The sequence below is a fragment of the Kordiimonas sp. genome (genome assembly GCF_048264555.1).
Taxonomy (GTDB): domain Bacteria; phylum Pseudomonadota; class Alphaproteobacteria; order Sphingomonadales; family Kordiimonadaceae; genus Kordiimonas.
Genome location: NZ_JBLXCX010000007.1, coordinates 114,318 through 135,500, shown reverse-complemented (window position 1 = coordinate 135,500; position 21,183 = coordinate 114,318). Strand labels below are relative to the sequence as shown.

The 21,183-nt window shown below is 56.7% G+C and carries 13 protein-coding genes; 8 read left to right on the top strand and 5 right to left on the bottom strand.

Features of this window, described 5'->3' with window-relative positions; all coding sequences use genetic code 11:
• Window position 1 precedes the first annotated feature (1 nt).
• Together ACN0XZ_RS16510 and ACN0XZ_RS16505 are read right to left on the bottom strand one after the other, a co-directional pair.
• Entirely contained in the window at window positions 2-1,783 is a 1,782-nt protein-coding gene (locus tag ACN0XZ_RS16510) for an aminopeptidase P family protein (protein ID WP_417458903.1), read from the bottom strand.
• 20 nt (window positions 1,784-1,803) lie between these two features.
• Complete coding sequence (locus ACN0XZ_RS16505) at window positions 1,804-2,463, bottom strand: GntR family transcriptional regulator (protein ID WP_417458902.1); 660 nt, start codon at window positions 2,461-2,463, stop codon at window positions 1,804-1,806.
• A gap of 250 nt (window positions 2,464-2,713) precedes the next feature.
• Here ACN0XZ_RS16505 and ACN0XZ_RS16500 point away from each other — a divergent pair, with 250 nt between their 5' ends.
• Entirely contained in the window at window positions 2,714-3,382 is a 669-nt protein-coding gene (locus ACN0XZ_RS16500) for a pentapeptide repeat-containing protein (RefSeq protein ID WP_417458901.1), read from the top strand.
• Window positions 3,383-3,400: 18 nt separating this feature from the next.
• On the opposite strand, the gene ACN0XZ_RS16495 is transcribed toward ACN0XZ_RS16500, so the two are convergent.
• On the bottom strand, window positions 3,401-4,369 hold the full coding sequence (locus tag ACN0XZ_RS16495; protein ID WP_417458900.1) for an alpha/beta hydrolase: 969 nt from the start codon (window positions 4,367-4,369) through the stop codon (window positions 3,401-3,403).
• Between the two features lie 259 nt (window positions 4,370-4,628).
• Here ACN0XZ_RS16495 and ACN0XZ_RS16490 point away from each other — a divergent pair, with 259 nt between their 5' ends.
• The 6 genes from ACN0XZ_RS16490 (at window position 4,629) to ACN0XZ_RS16465 (ending at window position 18,226) form a co-directional block, all read left to right on the top strand.
• Window positions 4,629-6,221 carry a sodium:solute symporter gene (locus ACN0XZ_RS16490; protein WP_417458899.1) on the top strand — a complete coding sequence of 531 codons (1,593 nt, stop codon included), beginning with the start codon at window positions 4,629-4,631 and terminating at the stop codon, window positions 6,219-6,221.
• 48 nt (window positions 6,222-6,269) lie between these two features.
• On the top strand, window positions 6,270-7,292 hold the full coding sequence (locus ACN0XZ_RS16485) for a LacI family DNA-binding transcriptional regulator (protein WP_417458898.1): 1,023 nt from the start codon (window positions 6,270-6,272) through the stop codon (window positions 7,290-7,292).
• 57 nt (window positions 7,293-7,349) lie between these two features.
• On the top strand, window positions 7,350-10,679 hold the full coding sequence (locus ACN0XZ_RS16480) for a S41 family peptidase (RefSeq protein ID WP_417458897.1): 3,330 nt from the start codon (window positions 7,350-7,352) through the stop codon (window positions 10,677-10,679).
• 111 nt (window positions 10,680-10,790) lie between these two features.
• Entirely contained in the window at window positions 10,791-11,942 is a 1,152-nt protein-coding gene (locus tag ACN0XZ_RS16475) for an efflux RND transporter periplasmic adaptor subunit (RefSeq protein ID WP_417458896.1), read from the top strand.
• 11 nt (window positions 11,943-11,953) lie between these two features.
• Entirely contained in the window at window positions 11,954-14,998 is a 3,045-nt protein-coding gene (locus ACN0XZ_RS16470) for an efflux RND transporter permease subunit (protein WP_417458895.1), read from the top strand.
• A 408-nt stretch (window positions 14,999-15,406) separates the two neighbouring features.
• The gene (locus ACN0XZ_RS16465) at window positions 15,407-18,226 is read left to right on the top strand and encodes a phosphoenolpyruvate carboxylase (RefSeq protein ID WP_417458894.1); all 2,820 of its coding nucleotides are present in this window, start codon (window positions 15,407-15,409) and stop codon (window positions 18,224-18,226) included.
• 12 nt (window positions 18,227-18,238) lie between these two features.
• Here ACN0XZ_RS16465 and ACN0XZ_RS16460 read toward each other — a convergent pair whose 3' ends face one another.
• Window positions 18,239-18,604, bottom strand: a complete 366-nt coding sequence (locus ACN0XZ_RS16460; RefSeq protein WP_417458893.1) for a hypothetical protein — start codon at window positions 18,602-18,604, stop codon at window positions 18,239-18,241.
• A gap of 15 nt (window positions 18,605-18,619) precedes the next feature.
• Complete coding sequence (locus ACN0XZ_RS16455; RefSeq protein WP_417458892.1) at window positions 18,620-19,654, bottom strand: LacI family DNA-binding transcriptional regulator; 1,035 nt, start codon at window positions 19,652-19,654, stop codon at window positions 18,620-18,622.
• A 466-nt stretch (window positions 19,655-20,120) separates the two neighbouring features.
• Between ACN0XZ_RS16455 and glk the strand changes: the two genes are divergently transcribed.
• Complete coding sequence (gene glk / locus ACN0XZ_RS16450) at window positions 20,121-21,125, top strand: glucokinase (protein ID WP_417458891.1); 1,005 nt, start codon at window positions 20,121-20,123, stop codon at window positions 21,123-21,125.
• The last annotated feature ends 58 nt before the right edge of the window (window positions 21,126-21,183 follow it).

Sequence of the window (21,183 nt, the reverse complement as noted above, 5' to 3'; positions counted from 1 at the left end):
GTTACACAGCTTCCGTGGCGCGCATGAGCCAGTCTGCGTCGGCGCCTGAGACCTGCGACATCAACTCGGCCCGCACGCGGGCGTGATAGGCGTTCAGCCAATCCACCTCTGATTTGGTGAGAAGACTGAAATCAATCGGGCGTGTATCGATGGGCACCAGCGTGAGGTCGTTCAGCTCAAGGAAGCCATCCTCGCCCTCGACAATCTCGCACAGGTTCTCAATACGGATGCCAAATTTGTCAGCCTCATAATAGCCCGGCTCGTTGGTGATGGTCATGCCTGCGGCCAGTTCAACATCATTGACCGCCTTGCCAATGCGCTGCGGGCCTTCATGCACGCTGAGACAGACCCCCACGCCGTGGCCGGTGCCATGGTCATAATCAAGCCCCACTTGCCAAAGCGGTATGCGGGCAACCGCATCAATATGGTGGCCTTTGGTGCCTTTGGGGAAGCGGAGCTGCGCGAGCGCGATATGCCCTTTAAGCACGCGGGTGTAGCGGTCCCGGTATTCATCGCTGATCTTGCCAATGGGCACAGACCGCGTGGTGTCCGTCGTGCCGTCCAGATACTGGCCGCCGCTATCGAGCAGATAGGTGCTGTCTGCGCCCACGCTCGCCTGCGCCTTTAGGGTTGGGGCATAGTGGCACAAGGCGGCGTTGCCGTCTGTGGCCGATATGCTCTCAAAGCTTGGCTCCATAAACTGGTTGGCTTCCTTGCGGTAGCCGAGAATGGCGTCCGCCGCCTCAAGTTCCGTGATCGGCTGGCCCGCTGCCGCGCGGCTTGCGGCGTTTGCGTCCAGCCAATGCAGGAACTTCACCCACGCCACGCTGTCGCGCGCGTTGGCGGTGCGCATGGCTGCCATCTCGGCCTCGTTTTTATGCGCTTTGGCCCGAAGAACCGGGTCGGGTTCATCATGCACCGTGCCGCCTGCGCGCTCTACCGTTTGCGCGCAAATGGCCGGGCACCAGTTGCCGTCAAGCCATATGGTCTCGCCCGTATTGGCATAATCCGCGAGTGTGGGCAGGAAGGCATCCGGCGCGTGGATGGTGACACCCTCAAGGTCGATCTCTGACCGGGCTCGGGCGAGTTTTGCATCCTCAATAAACCAGTCTGCCGTGCCGCTTGCCGCCAGGATAATAAAACCCTGCGGCATGGGGTTATAGGCCACGTCACCGCCGCGCACGTTCATCAGCCACGCCATATTATCAGGCAGGGTGAGCACGAGCCGGTCAGCGCCCGCGCCGCGTACCAGCTCACCAATACGCGCGCGCCGTGCAGATGCGCTTTCGCCTGCCATTTCCTCAGGGTAGGCGATCGCATCGGCCAACGGGCGCGCGGGCCTGTCATGCCAGACGGCATCAATGGGGTTTTGCGCGACTGCAACAAGCGCAGCACCTGCGGCTTTCACCTCCTCTTCCAGCAGCTTGACCTGAGCTGGTGTGTGCAGCCACGGGTCATAGGCAATGCGCTCGCCTTTGTTCGCATGCGCACGCAACCATTTGGCGGGCGGGTTATTATGCAAGTGTTGATGGGAGAAGGTCTCAAGGTCTACCTCGCGCGCGACCTGCACCGTGTAGCGACCGTCCACAAAAATGGCGGCGTCATGGGTGCGCACAATGGCCATGCCAGCGGAGCCCGTGAAGCCCGTTAGCCATTTGAGGCGCTTGTCACAAGGGGCGATATATTCACCCTGATGCGCATCCGCGAGCGGGACGAGGAAAGCATCGTATTTGTTAGTAGCCATTTCCTGCCGAAGGGCGGTAAGCCGGGTCGCGTCTAACATTTTTTATATCCTGCTGTTTGTTATTTGTCGTGGTCACGAAGGTAAGCGATCAGGTCGTCTCGTGCGCCGGCGATATGGTCCTTGAGAAGGCCGACAGCCTCGTTTTTGCGGCGCTGTTCACAAAGGGTGATCAGCCGCCCGTGTTCTTCATTGGCGCGGTCACGGTTAGCGTCCGAGAGCGAAAGCTGGATGCGCACGTAGCGGTCCAGATTGTCATGAATTTTTTTCACCATCTCGAGCGTGATGGGCCGGTTGGCTTCCTGATATAAAACTTCATGCATCTGCCAGTTCAGCTCGCCGCGCTTGGCGGGGCTTGAGGTGTTCATCTGCTCTGCCAGCTTGCGGGCCTCAGCGATCACGTCTGCATCCAGCTGGTCGATCGCCGCGCTGAGCAGTTCAGCCTCAAGCGTGGCGCGGATGTCGAAATACTCGGTAATTTCATCGGTGGAGAGGCGCGAGACAATGGTGCCCTTATAAGGCACATTCACCACAAGGCCTTCGGCCTCAAGCTGCTGGTAAGCTTCACGGAGCGGGATGCGGCTCACCCCCAGGCGCTGAGCGATATCGTCCTGCCGCAACTGTTCACCCTGTTCAAAATCGCCGCTCAGGATCATCTCCCGCAGCGCATCTGCAACCTGCACGGCCAGCGATTTGCGCGCCAGCTTTTGTGTGCCTGCCATTGATAGCTCCTACCCGAATTTTTTATAAATGCATCCCCTCTGCATATAGGCTAATTTATATACAATATGCAATTAAAGCAGCGGTTTATGCATATATTCCTGAGTTTGGCGGCTGTGTTCTTGATATATCGCTCAATAAATGGTTAAAAATTGAATCAACTGTTTACGGTTTTCATACCAAAGGACGCTACACTGTGACTGAACGACGCCTGACCTTTAAACCTCGTCTTTGCCCGGAGTAGCAGTGAGTATGGACCTCAAGACACTGACCAATATGTTCCCCTCCCATAAACTGGTGATGGGGGAGCAGTACGCGCAGGAAAATATCAGCGCGCTGAAAGTGAAAAGCGTTCTTCGCTGGTCCGACACGATTTTCGTGAATTGTGATTTTTCAGAAGCTCAGTTCCATTTGCTGATTCTCTCCGGTGCCATCTTCTTCAAGTGTGATTTTTCAGGCGCGTCTTTCTCTGCTTGTGATGTCGACCAGACAGAATTTATCGCCTGTAATATGACGTGCACGAGCTTTGAAGGCTCCTGCGTGCAGGACACAAGCTATACGGATTGCATCATTGGCGGCATGGTGGGCCCGCAGGATTTTGAAAGCTGCAGCTTCTATGGCGTGCGCTATTCGCGCCATATCCCGATTGTCTCGAACGTTCCCTATTATGTAGTGACGACACCAGAGCGCCCCTTGCACGTGTTCTGCACGCCCAATGCGTGGCGGCTGCACGGCAAGGGAGTGCGCATGACCATAGCACCCGATGAGGTGATCGGGCTTGAGGAGCCGTATAAATCTGCGGTGCGTTATGTGCTGGAGATGGAACAGTCTGTTGGCCGCCGCGCCGTTGCGGGCTTCTGGGCGGAAAGCCCATCAAGCGAGGCGCAGCCCAGCAATGTGGACGCACACGATATCCCCTAAAGCCGGTTAGGCTCCCTCTTATTTTCCGAACAGAAACGTGAGCGCGCCGGGTAGCCGGTCGCGCCACGCTTTTTCATCGTGAGCCGCACCGGGGGCAACCACGGTCGTCCAGTTTTCTGCCGTAAAACCTTTTTCTACCATCAAGGCATCCACCTTTTTCTGCAAAGGTGGGTAGTGGGCGTCCAGCGTCTGGTCGCCATGGTCAAAGTAAATTTTGTGGTTCCTGGGGTCCGGCAGCTTCTTGTTCAGATACGCGAGAAACGCTTCCGGCACACCGTCCATCTCGTCAGGCTCTACGCCTGGCCAATGGGTTGACAGGGCGGCAGCGGAGCCAAACACATCCGGATATTCGCTGATGGCATAAAGGGAGATCAAGCCACCCATGCTGGACCCCATCACAGCAGTGTGGGCCGCATCTGGCCGGGTAGCATAGTTGCGGTCAATATAGGGTTTCAGTTCTTTCACCAGAAACCTCAGGTATTCGTCCGCCATCAACTGGTCACTTTCAAAACCATAGAGGCTTTCCTGCTTTTCGCGCGGCAACAGATAGTAGGCTTTTTCCGGGAAATATTCCTTATGCCGAAGCTGGCCAGCGTTGAACACGCCCACCACCATAAGGTCTTCAATCCGGCCGTTTTGCATCAGCTCGGTTACGAGCTCGTCAACGCCCCATTCCTGATTGTTCCATGTACCGTTGGCATCAAACAACATCTGCCCGTCATGCATATAAATCACGGAATAGGCTTTATGCTCATCATAGCCGTGCGGCAGCCAAATATGCACCGTGCGCGGGCCGATCTCGTCGGAACGGAAACCGGTGATCACCTCAACCCGGCCAGCGCTGACCGTTGGCACAGCACTCATCTGCTGCTTTGTTTCGCTTGTGCCGGTGGTTGCGGTGTCCCCATCGTTCGCGGCTTTTTCGTCAGAGCAAGCGAACAACATTCCGGCAGTCAGAATTGTGAGCCCTAAATTTCTCATCTTCATGGTGTTCCCCGCTCCGTCATTTCTGCATCCCCCGCTTTGGTATCACATTTTTTTAAGGCAGGCATATGGCATGGGCATTGGTTCCCCTTTGTGAGCGCATAGTTGATCGCTTTATTGACAGCGCTGTCACTATCGCTATATGCTCACATCCGGGAAGTTCCGGACCATTGAGAATTTGCGTGATGTGCGCAGCGTTCCCGCGTGGATACCGGAAAATACATAAGGTTCTTGACTGTATAAGGTTCAGGGGGAGTGAGCGATGGGATCCATCGACTGGGGCGTTCTCGCCATCTATTTTGCTATTATTTTTGGTGTGGCTATATGGGCCGGGCGGCAAGAACGTAAAGGCGGCGAGTCGGAAGACTTCTTCCTCGCGGGTCGTAACGTTGGCTGGTTCGTAATCGGTGCTTCGCTTTTCGCTTCCAACATCGGGTCCGAGCATCTGATCGGCCTCGCAGGCACAGGCGCTGCGTCCGGTGTGCCGGTGGCGCAGTTTGAAATTATCGCGGGTCTCGTGCTTCTGCTTCTCGGCTGGCTTTTTGTGCCGTTTTACATCGCCTCCGGTGTGTTCACGATGCCCGAGTTTCTTGAGCGCCGCTATTCTCAGGGCTCCCGCACCTATCTGGCGGTGATCTCGGTAGCTGGCTATATCCTGACCAAAATTTCCGTGACCGTGATGGCGGGTGGCCTTGTATTTGAAACCCTGATGGGGATCGATTTCTGGACAGGCGCCACCATCGTGGTGGTGGCGACCGCTATCTACACCGTTTGGGGCGGGCTGCGCGCAGTGCTTTATACCGATCTTGTGCAAATGTTTGTGCTGCTTGGCGGCGCGATTGCCGTGACATGGTTCGGGCTTGAAGCCGTTGGTGGTTGGGGTGAGCTGCGCGCCAGCGTGGGCGAAGAAGCCTTCAGCCTGTGGCGCCCGATGACGGACCCAGAGTTCCCATGGACGGGTATCCTTTTTGGCGCGCCTATCCTAGGTGTCTGGTACTGGTGTACGGACCAATATATCGTGCAGCGCGTGCTTTCCGCCAAAAACCAGGATGAAGCGCGCAAGGGTACCATCTTCGCGGCTTACCTTAAGCAATTGCCGATCTTCATTTTTGTGGTGCCGGGCATTATTGCCATGGCGCTCGCGGAAAAAGGCATGATCACGCTTGACCAGCCTGACCAGGCGCTGCCAGCCCTCATGGGTGCGCTGTTGCCTGTGGGCGTGAAGGGCCTTGTGGTTGCAGGGCTTCTGGCGGCGCTGATGAGCTCGCTCTCCAGCGTGTTCAACAGCTGCTCCACCGTTTTCACCATGGATATCTACCAGCGGATCAAGCCCGCATCGTCTGACCACCACCTCAAGCGGGTGGGTCAGGTTGCGACCATCGTGATGGTGGTTCTTGGTATGGCGTGGATTCCGCTGATGGAGTTGATCTCAGACAAGATCTATACCTATATCCAAAGCGTGCAGGCTTATATTTCACCGCCTATCGCCGCTGTGTTCCTGATTGGTATCCTGTGGAAACGGGCAAACGCCACCGGCGCCATCGCCTCGCTGATGACGGGGCTTGTGCTTGGCGTCAGCCGCCTGGTGCTTGAGGCCAACAAAGACAGCCTTGACGGTGTGCTCTATTCGCTCGCGACCTTCAATTTCCTTCATGTGGCGATCTTCCTGTTCCTGATCTGCGTTGCGGTTCTGGTGATTGTCAGCCTGATGACGGAAGAGCCGGAGGAGGAGAAAGTTGCAGGGCTTACCATGTCTGCGCGCGGTGCGGCTGCGGTGGGTGCAACACCGCAAGCCAAGTGGGCCAGCATCGGTGTACTCGTCCTTATTGGCGTAATGTGGATTTATTTTTCCTGATTACCCGGCTATCAGAGGATGGATGCAAATATGGGTAAAGGGGGCCACATGCGCTCAGTAACCATCGATGACGTGGCCAAAAAGGCAGGTGTTTCGATCAAGACGGTCTCCCGGGTTGTAAACCGGGAGCCCAACGTGCGGGCCGCAACCAAGGAAAAAGTGGATGCGGCTATCAAGGAATTGAACTACCGGCCAAACCAGTCGGCGCGCGGCCTTGCGGCGCGCCGGTCCTATATGATCGGGCTTTTGTACGATAACCCGAGCCCGAGTTACCTCGCCAACCTGCAAAGCGGTATCATCGAAGCCTGCCATGACAAAGGGTATGGCCTCGCGCTCAACCCCGTGTCCTTCCATGATGAAGATATGGTGGATGCAGTTGTGCACTGGGTGCGCCAGTCGTTCATTGACGGTGTGATCGTTACCCCGCCGCTGACGGATAGCGTCGCGCTTCTTGATGCACTGAAAGAACAGAGCATCCCCGCGATTGTGGTTTCCTCACGCGGGACCGGTGACGCACCCGCAGCCCTGATTGACGAGGAAGACGCCGCCTATCAAATGACGCAGCATCTTATCGCAGGTGGGCACAGCAACATCGGCCTCATTAAAGGCCACCCGGATCACTATGCAAGCGGCCTTCGTGAAGCAGGGTTTGTGCGCGCCATGAAAGAGGCCGGGCTTTCCGTGCCAGCTGAGAATGTCAAACAAGGCTATTTCGATTTTGGCTCGGGCCAGAAAGCCGCCGCCGAACTTCTGGATATGCCAAACCGCCCGAGTGCGATTTTTGCCTCAAACGATGACATGGCCGCAGCGGTGATTTTTGAGGCGCACGCCCGCAAGATCGACGTGCCCTCCATGCTGGCGGTGGCCGGTTTTGATGATACGCCACTTTCACGCCAGGTGTGGCCGGGGCTGACCACCGTCCGCCAGCCAATTCGCGCCATGGGCCGACAGGCAACGGAAGTTATACTGGGTGCTATTGCGGCGGGGCGTGCTCAAGCCTATGAAAATGCAGAAGAAATCAAGATAGAATTTGAGTTGATGCTGCGTGGTTCCACGGGTGGCGAACGCTAGACGCTCATACTTTTATCCGCTACGCTCCCCGCACAAAACATAAGGGGAGGTCACACGATGATACGACTGCGCGGCGCATTTTCTGCGCTCATGCTATCCACGGCACTGTTGACAGGTGCTGCGACGCAAGGGGCTTTGGCGGCGGATGAAACACTTCTTCTGCGGGCACCTTCGGTCTCGAAAGACAAGCTGGCATTTGTATATGCCGGGGATATCTGGATCGCGGACCGTGACGGCAAAAACCCGAAGCGCCTGACCTCGAACCCGGCGGACGAAAGCAGCCCGCACCTGTCGCCAGACGGTAAGTGGGTCGCCTTCACGGCGGAATATGGCGGCAACGCAGATGTTTATGTGATCTCCTCCGATGGTGGGCAACCGAAACGCCTGACCTATCATGCAGACGACGATGTGGTTGAAGGCTGGAATGTGGCGGGCACCGAAGTGCTTTTCACCTCCCGCCGCGAAGTGGCTATTGGTCGCAGCTCGCAGGCCTATCAGGTTTCAATCAAGGGCGGTTACCCCAAAAAGGTGATGGATGCACTGGTGGCTGAAGGCACATGGTCACCGGATGGCAAGCGCCTCGCCTATCGGCCCCATATTAAAGCGTACCGTGGCACCAGTGGCTGGCGGCAACACCGCGGCGGCACCACGCCACCCGTTTGGCTTTACGATATGGAAAGCGGCGCGTGGGAGGAAATCCCGCATGAGAACGCCAGCGACAGCAATCCGATCTGGCTCGGGGACAAGGTTTATTTTGTCTCTGACCGCGCGGACGGTGCCGCCAATCTTTTTGAGTATGACACCAAGTCAAAAGCCGTAAAGCAACTGACGGACAACAATGTGTGGGATATCCGCAACGCGAGCGGCTATGGCGACAAGCTGGTGTATGAAGCGGGCGGCAGGCTCTATGAGATGAAAACAAGCGGTGGCCGCGCACGCGAGATTAAAATCTCCATCAAGCCAGACCTGCCGCAACTGCAGCCGGGCTGGAAAGATGCGTCCCGTGCGCTTGAAAATGCGGCGCTGTCACCAAGCGGCACGCGGGCGGTAGTAACCGCGCGCGGTGAAATCTTCACTGTGCCCACGGAAGACGGCAGCACCCGCAACATCACCGCAACCGACGGTGTGCGGGAAAGCGCGGGCCTCTGGTCACCCAAAGGGGGCGAGATTGCCTATATCTCAGACGCGGGCGGTGTGCATAAGCTGGTGATCGCAGACCAGACGGGCATGGGTGAAAGCCGCACGCTCGAGCTTGGGGACCCGGCTTATTACGACCTCATGCTCTGGAGCAATGACGGCAGCCGCATCATCTACAGCGACAATCATCTCAATCTTTTTGCCATTGATGTAAAAAGCGGTGAACGTACGCTGATCGATACGGACGAGCGACGGTCCGGTTTTGGTGTGTCGCTCTCGAAAGACGGGCGCTGGCTGGCCTACACAAAAACCGGGGCCAATTATTTTGGCCGGGTCATGCTGCATGACTTTGAAAGCGGTGAAAATACGCCGGTGACCGACGGGCTGAGCCATGCGATCTCACCGGCTTTCAGCCCCGACGGAAAATATCTCTATTTTGCGGCCTCCACCAACTCTGGCCCAAGCCAGGTGGGGCTTGATATGTCCACGCAGGAGCGACCGCTCCGCTACGGGCTATATGTGGCTATTCTGCAGGCGGATGGTGCCTCACCCATGTTGCCAAAACCGGGCGACGAGACGGTGAAGACTGACAAGGCGGAAGACACCAAAGACGAGGACACCGACAGCGATAGTGACGCTGAAGGTGAGGGCAAGGACGACAAAAAAGCTGAGGAACAGAAAGCGCCCGGCATCGACCTTGAAGGCCTGACTTCCCGCATCATCGCGCTGCCTGTCGCGGAAAAATCCTATGACAGCCTTGAGGTCGCGTCGGATGGGGCGCTTTTCTTCATGGAACGCCAGCAACCGGGCGTGAGCCGGGACCTGCCGGGTACGGACACCAGCGCGCCAGATACCCTGATGCGGTTCGACTTCAAGGGCAAGGACGCGGACTCCGCCTTTGAACGTGTGAGCGGCTACAGCCTCTCAGCTGACGGCAACAAGCTGCTGGTGATGGGGGCTGGCGGGCGCCTGATGGTGGCCGCAGCGGGCGCAAGACCGCAAGGCAATGCGCTCAATATGTCTGACGTGAAAAGCTATGTGAACCCACGCGCGGAATGGGTGCAGATTTTCACTGATGTCTGGCGTATGGAGCGGGATTATTTCTATGACCCCAACCTGCACGGTATCGACTGGCAGGGTGTCTATGACCGTTACCGCCCGCTGGTTGACCATGTTGGCCGCCGGGAGGACCTCAACGAACTTCTGGTCGAGATGATCGGCGAGTTGCAGGTGGGCCACAACCGTGTTGGCGGCGGCGATGTGCACCGTGAGCGTGGCCCTGGTGGCGGTTTGTTGGGCGCTGACCTCACCATTGAGGATGGTCGGTATCGCATCAAGAAGATCTACACCGGCGAACGCTGGAACCCGTTCCTTGTTGCACCCTTGGCGATACCCGGCATTGGCGCAAATGAAAGGGACTTCATCCTTGCGGTAAATGGCCGTGACCTGACGGACGCGGATAACATCAATGCCTTCCTTGAAGGCACCGTGGGCAAGCAGGTAACGCTCAAGGTCGCCAAATCTGCTGACGGGGCAGACGCACGCGATATCGTGGTTGAACCTATTGATGATGATGGGGACCTTCGCCACTGGGCATGGGTTGAAAGCCGCCGCAAGCAGGTTGAGGAAGCAACCGATGGCAAGGTGGCTTACGTCTATCTGCCCAACACGGCTGGCGCGGGCTTTACCTATTTCAACCGTATGTTCTTCGCGCAGGTGGATAAAAAAGCCCTGATCGTTGACGAGCGCCAGAACGGCGGCGGGCAGGCAGCCAACTATATCACCGATGTGCTGAGCCGGACGTATCTCTCCAGCTGGAAAGACCGCGATGGCCTCACTTTCGACACACCCGGCGGTGCCATCTATGGCCCCAAAGTAATGTTGATTGACCAGGATGCTGGTTCTGGTGGTGATTTCCTCCCCTATGCGTTCAAGCGTATGGGCCTCGGTAAGCTGGTGGGCACACGCACATGGGGCGGGTTGATCGGTATTTCCGCTAACCCGGGCCTTATGGACGGTGGCTGGCTCGCGGTGCCTTTCTTCCGTTTCTACACACCAGACGGTGAGTGGCGGGTTGAGAACGAAGGTGTAACCCCGGATATCGACGTGGTGCAAGCACCGGATGCCATCAATGCGGGCCGTGACCCGCAGCTTGAGCGTGCCATTGAGGAAATCCTCAAAGACCTTGAGGTTTATACCCCCATCAAACGGCCAGACGCGCCAGCGATGCCAACGGAGCTCGGCAAATAAAGCTGGAACGTCAGGCACATATTTGAACTGAAACGAGGAGCGGTGTATCATCGCTCCTCAATTCTTTTCTCACGATGTTTTCCGCCCCACTCTCTCAAAAAGGGCCAGCTTATGACACTCCTCCGTCCTCAAACTGCCGTTCGGCTTGCCGCACTTATGGTGCCGTTTTTCATGCTTGCTGCTTGCGAGAGCAAGGATGCGAAAAATGAGGAGGCGCCTGTGCGTGGCCTCAAGGTTTTTGAGGTATCCGCCACGGCAGACAATATGGTGAGGCGCTACCCGAGCGTTATCCAGCCCGCGGATGAAAGCAAGCTGTCGTTCGAGATTGCGGGGCAGTTGAGCGAGGTCACACTTGAGGTGGGCAGCAAAGTTACTGCCGGGCAAGCGCTCTTGAACCTTGACCCGACAACCTTGCGTTTTGAAGTGCAGCAGGCGCGCGCAGCACTTGGGCAAGCGGAGGCGAGCCTCTCAAACGCCCGCACGGATTTTGAGCGCAAGGCAGCGCTCCTGGAGAGCGGCAATGTGACAAAAGCAGCCTACGATAGCGCCGAAAACGCCTATAAAAGCGCTGAAGCCCAAACGGAGCAGGCGCGCCAGCAACTGGCCATCGCCGGGGAGCGGTTGGAGAAATCCGTGCTCAAGGCCCCGTTTGACGGCGTGATCTCAAGCGTGGATGCCAAGTCTTTTGCCAATGTGTCGGCGGGGCAATCGGTGCTCACGCTCTATAGCCAAAACGCCTTTGAGGTTGAGTTCAGTGTACCCGCTACGGTGATCAACGCGCTCTCAACAGGAGACGAGGCCCGGGTAGCGGTGACAGACCTTGAAGGTGTGACCCTGAAAGGCCGTATCAAGGAACTGGGCTCGCGCGCGGGGCAGGTGTCTGCTTTCCCGGCCGTTGTTATTCTGGAAGAAGATCATGAGGGTGTGAAGGCAGGCATGGCGGCAGAAGTGGCGCTGAATGTAGGGCTTTTGTCCGGCGATGTGGGTTTCCTTGTGCCGGTGCGCTGTTTTGCGCTTGAGCAATCTGAAACGTTGAAACGCGGCGAATCCGTGCGTCAGCACGATGGCGGCTCTGCGCAGGTTTATGTGTTTGATGAAGCAAGCTCGACCGTGAAAGCCCGCACAGTGATGACCGCCGGGGTCAGGGACAATATGATCATCGTGGTGGAAGGCTTGAAGGACGGGGACCTGATCGCCTCCGCCGGGGTGTCGTACCTGCATGACGGGCAGAAGGTCCGCCGTTTGCCAGCCAGCAGCCATTAAGGGGGCGGGATATGAGCTTCCTCACGAAACTCGGCCTTGGCCGCAGCCAGTTTACCTTTTTGCTGATGGGCGCGCTGATCCTTAGCGGTCTGTTGCTCTATAAAGACTTTGCCAAACGGGAATCGCCGGAGATCACGATCCGCACCGCGATTGTGTCCGCACTTTATCCCGGCATGCCGCCGGGCCGCATCGAAAACCTCGTGACCGAGAAGGTGGAACGCAAGATCCGCGAGATCGCCGAGGTGAAGGAAATTCGCACCATCCTTACCACCGGGCGCATGCGCACCTATGTGGAACTGAAAGACGAGGTCGATAACCTTGAGCCGATCTGGCAATCGCTCAGGGACAAGATGAATGATATCAGCCGTGAGTTGCCTGAGGGCGCGCACGGCCCCTTTGTAAACACAGATTTTGGTGAGGTGACGATAGCCTCCATCGCCATGACAGCGGAAGGCTTCAATTACCGCGAGATGGAAGAGGCGGCCAAAGACCTGCAGCGCACGCTTTATACCGTTGACGGTATCGCCAAGGCCCAGCTTTACGGCGTGCAGGAAGAACGCATCTGGCTTGAGCTGGACGCTCGCCGCTTCAAGGCGATCGGCGGCCAGCTGAATACGCTGATCAGTGACCTTCAGAACCAGAATGTGGTGTTACCCGCAGGCGAGATTAACGCGGAAGGTGCCTCTATCCTTCTGGAAGCGACGGGTGATTTCAAAAGTCTGGCCGAGATTGAGAATATGCTCACGCGTCCCGTCGGCAGTGATGATTTCATCCGGCTGAAAGACCTGCTGACCGTGCGGCGCGGCTTTGTCTCCCCACCTGAGAGCCGCACCTATTATAACGGCCGCCCTGCGCTGGTGGTCGGGGTGCAGATGCAGCCCGGATATGACATCGCTGATGTGGGCGAACGGCTAACCGAAGCGACGCGCGCTTTTGAACAAACCCTGCCCATCGGGTTTGAGTTGAACTTCGCCACCTATCAGCCCACGGAGGTGCATAAAACCGTGGTGGGGGCGCTCTCGAACGTGGGGCAAACCTTTATCGTTGTGCTGATTGTTGTACTCGCGTTCCTCGGGCTTCGTTCCGGCATGGTGATCGCCTCCATTGTGCCGTTTGCGGTGATGTTTGCGCTTATTGGCATGAAGATGCTGGATATCGCGCTGGAACAGGTATCCATTGCGGCGGTGATTATCTCCCTCGGGCTTCTGGTCGATAACGGCGTGGTGATTGTCGAGGATATTCTCAGCCGGGTTGATGCGGGCAGCACGCGGCGGGATGCGGCGCTTAAGGCCGGTAGCCAGTTCGCGGTACCGCTTATGGTGTCGTCGCTCACCACCATTTTTGCGTTTACACCTTTTTTCCTCATAGATGGTTCTGAGGGGGAGTATGCTTTCTCGCTCGGGGCGGTTTTAGCGCTCACGCTCATTGGCTCGTGGATCACAGCGATGTATTTCCTGCCGCTGATATGCGCGCGGGTTTTGAGGAAACGCACGAGCGCAGCATCCGACGAGGCGGACGTGGAAGCACCGCCGCCGGAATATGTTCAGCAGTACCAGCGGTTTTTGAAGCCCACCCTTCGGGTGGCGGCGTTTGTGGTGATCGGTGCTTATGGCCTTGTGGTGGTGATGGGGCAGCTTTTCACCGTGCTGCCGAAAGAGATGTTCCCGCTCAGTGACCGTAACGAAGTGCTCATCTATCTCGATATGCCCAAAAGTGCGCATTTTGAAGCAACCGAGCAGGTGGCACTTGATGTTTCTGACTGGGTAAGCGATGCAAGCATCAACCCTGAAGTTAACGATCACATCATCTATGTGGGTGAGGGTGGCCCAAGGTTTTACCTGAGCCTCAACCCGGTTGATCCGTCGCCGTCTACGGCCTTTATTCTGGTAAACGCAAAATCGCCGGAAGAGGCCGCGGTGTTTGCTGACCGCGCCAAACGGCACTTTTTTGAAGAGGTGCCTGACGCACGTTTCACCATCAAGCGCCTCGCTATGGGGGCCAGTGAAAGTGGGCAGGTGAAGGTGGAGATCGCGGGGCCAGACCATGAGCCGCTGTTGCGGCTTGGGCGGCGGGTTGAACGCCTGTTCGCGGATGTACCCGGCATTGCGCAGAACGAAAGTGACTGGGGCGAAAAGCTTGTAAAAATGGTGATTGAGGTTGATCAGGATAAAGCGCGGCGGCTCAATATGTCGTCACAAACCCTTGCGCAAAACCTGAATGCCTATTTTGACGGTTTTGAAATCTCCAGCTTCCGCGATGATGACAGCACGATCCCTATTGTTGTGCGCGCGCTTGAGCGAGACCGGGACAGCATTGAAGACCTGCTGAACATCATTCTGCCAAGCGATGCGAACATGGTGGCGCTTGAGCAAACCGCGGTGCTCAGGCCCTCGCTTGAATATTCCCAAACGTGGCGCAAAAACCAGCAACCCACCATTACGGTTACGGCAAAAAGCCCGAACTATACGGCGGCGGAGCTTTATGCGCAGGTGAAGGAGGGCATAGACGCTTTGGAACTTGAGCCCGGTTATGAGGTGACCATCGGGGGCGAGTTGAAAGATTCGACCGAGATATATGGCAAGCTGGGCGCAGGGCTGCCTTTTGCGGTGCTTCTGATGATCTTGGCGGTGATGTATCAGTTCAACAGCTTCCGTCGCATCGCCATTATTTTCATGAGCGTACCGCTTATCCTTGTGGGCGTGCCCATCGGGCTTCTTGTCACCGGGCAGCCCATGTCATTCTTTGCTACGCTTGGGCTTATCAGCCTTGCGGGCATCATTATCAACAATGCCATTGTGCTCGTGGATCAGATCGATATCGAGCTTAAGGTGCACAAGCTGATGGATGCCGTGGTGATAGCGAGCGGCAAACGCCTGCGGCCCATTTTGCTTACTTCCATCACCACGGTGGTGGGGCTGTTGCCACTCTATCTGTTTGGCGGGCCGCTTTGGGAGCCGCTTGCGGTGGTGATGATGTTTGGGTTGTCGTTTGCATCTGTGTTAACCCTGTTTTTTGTGCCGGCAACCTATATGCTGCTGTTCAAGCGTAGCCATTAGGCGGAGATACCGCGCGGGGGATTGAATGAATCCATTCAAGGGTGCAAAACGAAACCTGAAGAGCAAAGTTGCTCGACGAACAGGAATTCCAACAACCCGCTCAGGCCGAAGGCGTAAGAAACAAAGGTTAATTGGAAATTTTTGGGGAGGCTTAGTGTTGCTTCTCCTCTTCCTGTGGTTCGTGTCATAGTGTGTTTGCGGAAGCCGCAAAACAGAACCGGCTGACAACGACGGAATCCGCAAAAAACAGCGTCGTTTGCCGCTTGTTTGTAATAAAATATGCCAAAATAGGGCGTATTGAGACATTTTATTAGGTGACAACGTCGCTGGTTCTGTTACAAAAGCGCCAATTTGACAGCGGTGTCACCAAAGGGCGCTGCAAAATTCAAAACAAATGAGGGACAAATTATGTTTGACCATCCTGGCCAAGGAAAAAGCGAAGCACGTCGACAGCACCTATCTGCCGCGTTTGATATTGCCGCACGCCTTATGGATGGAACACAGGATTTGGCGGCTCTCTCGAACGATCTTTCCGCGCGTGGTAAACGCTGCCTTGATGGGCGGCTTGGGGCTTTGTCCGCGCAGTGGACCACAATCTCCAGGCCTGAGAATGAGGCGCGCCTCGCGGCTCTTGTGCGCCGGTTTGCCGAAGGTGAAGACGGTGAGCTTATCCCGTTTGCGGACTTCAGCGCCCAGCTTGAGGATGAGCTTGCAGGCATCGTGATCACCGCGCACCCGACCTTCTCGCTCTCTGATACGGCATGGACATATGCACGCTCATACCTTGGGGCGGTTTCCGGCGGGCCGGATGCTGTTGCGGCGGCAACGGCCAACCTGGAAGTTGGCACCGTGCACCCGACCCGCTCCCCCACGCTTCATGAAGAGCTCGATTATGCCGGGCTTGCGGTTGGCAACATCCGCCGGGCGATCCGACGGTTTTACGGCATTGTTTTCCGTGTGGCGTCAGAACTGTATCCGGACGACTATAAATCCCTGCGCCCGCGCCTTGCCACGGTTGCCAGCTGGGTTGGTTTCGACCTTGATGGCCGGACGGATATCGACTGGTCGCTCGGGCTTCTCTTCCGGTACCGTTCTGCGCTTGCGGGGCTTGCGGAATGTATCGGTCTTGCCGGGCAGACAGATTTTTCAGGCGAGGCTGGGCAATATTGGGCCACGATCCGCGCCGGGTTTGAAGACCTGCGCTCATGCTTTGAAATGGGCATGCGTACACTTGAAGAACACCAGCGTGAGGGCGGCAGCCTTGGTAAACTGAACCAGTTGGCGGTTGAGAATCAATCCCGCAAGGAAGCGGCGTCTGACCGCATCGCCGACGCGTTTGAGAAACTGTTGGCGCTAGAGCTTGAGAAAGACGGTTGGTGCGCGGCCGCAACGCTTTATACCGAGTGGCGCTCCATCGGGCTTGGCTTGTCGCACATTCATTTCCGCCTCAATGCAGCGCAGCTTCATAACGCCATCGGCCCTGAAATTCAGATGACCAAGTCGCCAGACCAGTCTGCTACACGGCGGCATTTCCTCGCGGCTATTTCAGAGAAGCTGGATACGGTTAAACCGAAAAGCATTCACTATGGCACGCTGTCGCGCGAGCAGACGACGGCCAAGCGTGTGTTTATGACCGCCGCACAGTTCATGAAACATTTTGACGCTGCCACACGCATCCGCATGCTGGTGGCGGAATCCGACACCCCCTTCACGCTTCTGACCGCGCTTTATTACGCCAAGTTGTTCGGGGTTGAGAACCATGTGGAAATCTCGCCTCTTTTCGAGACCGCCATTGGCCTTGAGCGTGGCGACCGCGTGATTGCGGAGCTCGTGGATAACCCGCATTTCCTTGAGTATATCAAAAAGCAGGGGCGCTTCTGCCTGCAGCTCGGCTTCTCAGACAGTGGCCGTTATATCGGCCAACCCGCTGCCACGCTCGCCATCGAACGCTTCAAGCTTCGGGTGATCCGGCTTTGGAAAGCGCGCGGGCTTGGCGACGTTCAGCTTTTGTTTTTTGATACCCACGGCGAAAGCATTGGCCGTGGTGCTTATCCGGAAAGCCTCAAAAAACGTTTCCTTTATACCCAGCCGCCGCGGGTGCGCCAGTGGCTCGCGGAGCTGGAACAGCCCGAGAAACACGAGGTTAGCTTCCAGGGTGGGGAAGGATTCCTGTGGTTTCTCGCGGAAGATACAGCGCTTGCAACGCTCACAGATTTCCTTGAGGTCCGCTTTGATAAATATAACGCCGAGGATGACCCCTTTTATGATGAGAAAGGCTGGTCGCTCGATTTCTTCCTGACACTGGTGGAATATCAGCAGCACCTGACAGATCATAAAGGTTATGTGCGGCTGATCGACGGTATTGGCCGCAGCCTCTTGTACCCAACGGGCTCACGCTCGCTCCGGCGTCAGTCGGGTGGGGCGATGCACCAACGCCTTGAGCGTATTTCCCAGATTAGGGCTATCCCGCACAATGCGGTGCTGCAACAGCTTGGGTATTTGGCTAACAGTTGCGCGGGGCTTGGCACCGCTATCGCGCGCTCGCCTGATATGTTTGAAGCGTTGCACGCCAAATCTGACCGCCTGCAGATGGTGACAAGCTTGGCGGTGAATGCGCTCGCCCGTTCTGACGTGGGTGTGATTGAGGCATACGCTAAACTCCTGAGCCCCGGCTATTGGCTCGACCGGTCGGATGAGACACCTTCCACCATGCGACGGGAACAGTTGCGGCGGTTGTCGAAACTGCTTGAAGACCTGTTTGAGGCGGATGCGGTGGATGCCTGTATTCGAAAGTTGCGCCGGGATGCGGGCACGCTCACTGACTGCGTGGATGATGACGCCATGATGGCGGCCTTTGATGCTGTGGCGCCGGACGCGGAATTGTTTGAGCTGCATCAGATACGCATCGGGCTTATCCAGTATATCTTCCTCAAGGCGATGGAAATTCCGCGCTTCAGTACACGGTTTGATTTCTCGCTGGAGGAGCTTCTTGTTGAGCTGTTACACCTTGAGGTCCCGGATACGGTGGCTCAGCTTCGGAAAATTTTCCCGGAAGCGCCTTTTGAAAGCCATGACGAGGTTTATGGTGAGGATACCACCTATGAAGGGGGTGCATCATCGGGCTACGCGGCCGCGCACCGCGAGATTTTTGACAAGCTTGAGGTGGCCTATGGCCTCGTGCTTGAGATCAGCGGGCTGATCGCGCTGAAAGCTGGTGCGTTTGGTTAAAGGGTCTACACCCTAAAGGTCGCCGCGATTGATAACGAGGAACAGGCGTTCCATCTCGGCGACCACTTCCTGCCGGTTGCGGCTTGAAAACTCATGCAGCTGTGTGCCGGTGAAGTCGCCTTCATAGATCTGGATGCGAAAAGCGCCGTCCACTTCATGCTCCGGATACCAGCCGAGGTCAAGCAGACGGTTGCGCTTTTTTTGCGTTGCCTGAAACAGATCCTGTTTGCGCATTGCCCAGGTGTTGGGGTCCTTGTCCGTATCCAGGTCCGCTTCCAGAAATTCGTTGTAGCTTATGGTCCAGCCCGGCTCGATACGAAGGGGCTGCAAAGGGGCTGTTATTTTGGGGAAGAGGCCTTCAAGGGACGTGTCGCTCATCGCCATTATCCGTCGTTAGTTTTCCAGATGATCAGTTGACGCGCGAGGGATCAGCTCAGGCACAAACTCGCTTGTGGCTTTGGCATGATCTTCCCCGACCGCCTGGGGGCGGAGTTCCGCAACAAGAAGCATCATCGCCTGTTTGGCGATATCCCCGATCGATTGTGCCGCAGTGGTCAGGGGTGGCTGTGCATGTTTCGAGAAGGGGCTGTTCTCAAAGCCCGCGATGGCCACATCACCAGGCACATTCAGCCCAAGGGATTTGGCAGCAGCCAAGGCACCCGCCGCAATCTCATCATTACAGCCGAAGATCGCGCTTGGCGGTTTTTTCGATGACAGAAGTTTGGTGGCGCGCTGGAAGCCACTATCGAAACTATAACGACCTTCAAGCACGAGCGCGCTATCAACCCCGATGCCGTGTTCTTCAAGCGCGGTGTGGTATCCGGCGTAGCGCTCCCCACTTGAGTGGTGTTCCTCTTCCCCCCACAGGAAGGCAATGCGCTTGTGGCCTTTCTCAATGAGGTGGTCGGTGACCGAATGGGCCGCCGCGCGGTCGTTCACATACACGCATGGTGTGGCGCCACCGGGTGGTGAGGATGCGGAGATGATACGCACCAGATGTACACCGCGCGCATGCAGCGCTTCGATGATCGCGTCATCCTCCGAGATAGGAGGGGCAATAACGAGGCCAGCGAGGCGTGAGGTAAGCGCCAGGTCGGATAGCTCTTCAACAATATCGCCGGTTTTGGCATTGCAGGGGTGAATTTGCAGGCTGTAACCCAGCTCGCGGCAGGCTTGCAGCACCCCTTCCTGAACATCGACCACATAATAAGGGTTGGGGTTGTCGTAAACGAGGCCGATAGCGTAAGACTTGTTGCCGCGCAGGTTGCGGGCGGACATGTCTGGCTGATAGCGCAGCTCCTTGATGACAGCCTGTACCTTTTTGCGGGTGGCATCCTTAACCGTGGGTTCGTTGTTGATCACCCGGGACACGGTCTTCAGTGAAACTTCAGCGACCCGCGCAACATCCTTGATGGTGGCTTTTGACAATGACAAGCACCCTATCTGTTTAGCGCCGCGTGACGGCTGCCGAATTTATCTGACCGGGCCAAGGTTGCCCGATTCTCCCCTGAAAATGTCCTGAACTCTTTATGGCCCGGCCCCACAAGACAGTCAACGTTGTCATGTTGACCAAAGCGTCAGGAATTTAGGATTTTATCTGATTTTCAATCACTTAATAGTGATAACGATGTCATAAAAAATGACAACGTGAACATTTTTTGAACTTTTTGTTGGACAACGTTGTCATTTTCCTCCTAACTCACAATAGTTCTCTGTGGCGTTTCCAGGGCCGGAAGCCGTGCTTCCACCCCGCCCTTCCGGGGGTGGATGCATGGACCGCCCGACACAGAGACGGGGACCTAAACTGAACAACCTGTTGTTCGATGAGCCTGGGGAGGGTTTGTGTTTGAGTATCTGTTTAAATATATCCGACGCGGATGCATGGAGGTGGGGCATGGCTGACACAGCTCCTGTTATCGCTGCGGATATCGGTGGTACCCACTCCAGGCTCAGCCTTATCTCGCGGTCAGACCGCACGGCACGGCCGCTGAGCGTGCGCAAATATCACAAGTTCAAGAATGCCGACTTTGATGGCCTGACTTCAATCCTTGACACTTTCCTCGGTGACATGGATTGCAGCCAGATCCGAGGTGCGGCGATCGCAAGCGCTGGTTACCTCGTGGGCGACGACCTGATTGCAGGCAACCTGCCATGGCGGGTTTCGCTTGCTGACATTCGCCAGCGTCTTGGTCTTAATGAGATTTGCGCGATCAATGATTTTGTCGCGGTGGCTTACGGCACCCTTTACCTGAACCCCGCCGATGTGGTGGTGATGAACCGCCGGGCGGTTCGCCCGGAGCAGGGTGCCGTTGCGGTGCTTGGGCCGGGCACGGGTCTTGGCGCCTCTGTGCTTCTGCAAGGGCATGCAGGCCCTGTGGCGCTGAATACAGAGGGTGGGCAAGCAGGCCTCAGCCCAGAGACAGACCTTGAGCTTGAGATATTCAAGTATCTACGCGCGAAATATGGCTTCGCGAATGTAGAGCATGTGCTTTCAGGCCCGGGCCTTCTAAACCTTTATAATGCTTTGGCAGAAATCAATGACCGCGAGGTGACGCTTGATAGCCCGGAGGCTATTTCTGAAGCGGCGGTCGAGGGCACAGACAAACATGCCGTAGAAGCGCTTTCCCTGTTTTGTGAAATGCTGGGCAGCGCATCCGGCAACTTTGCGCTTAGCTACGGCGCGCGCGGCGGGCTTTATCTCGCCGGTGGCATCCTGCCAAAAATTCGGAATTTCCTCATTGAGAGCCGGTTTATGGACCGCTTCGTTGCGAAGGGTGACATGCGTCCCTTCCTCGAAGCCATTCCGGTCAACCTCATTGAGCATGGTCAGCTGGGCGTGATCGGCGCAGCTGGCTGGTACATGGATTCGCTAAGCACATCATACGCCAACGGGCGTTGATGGTTTGGTGATGTGGGTAGTCAAGAAGTGAAGAGATTGTGACGGTCGCCAAATTGGG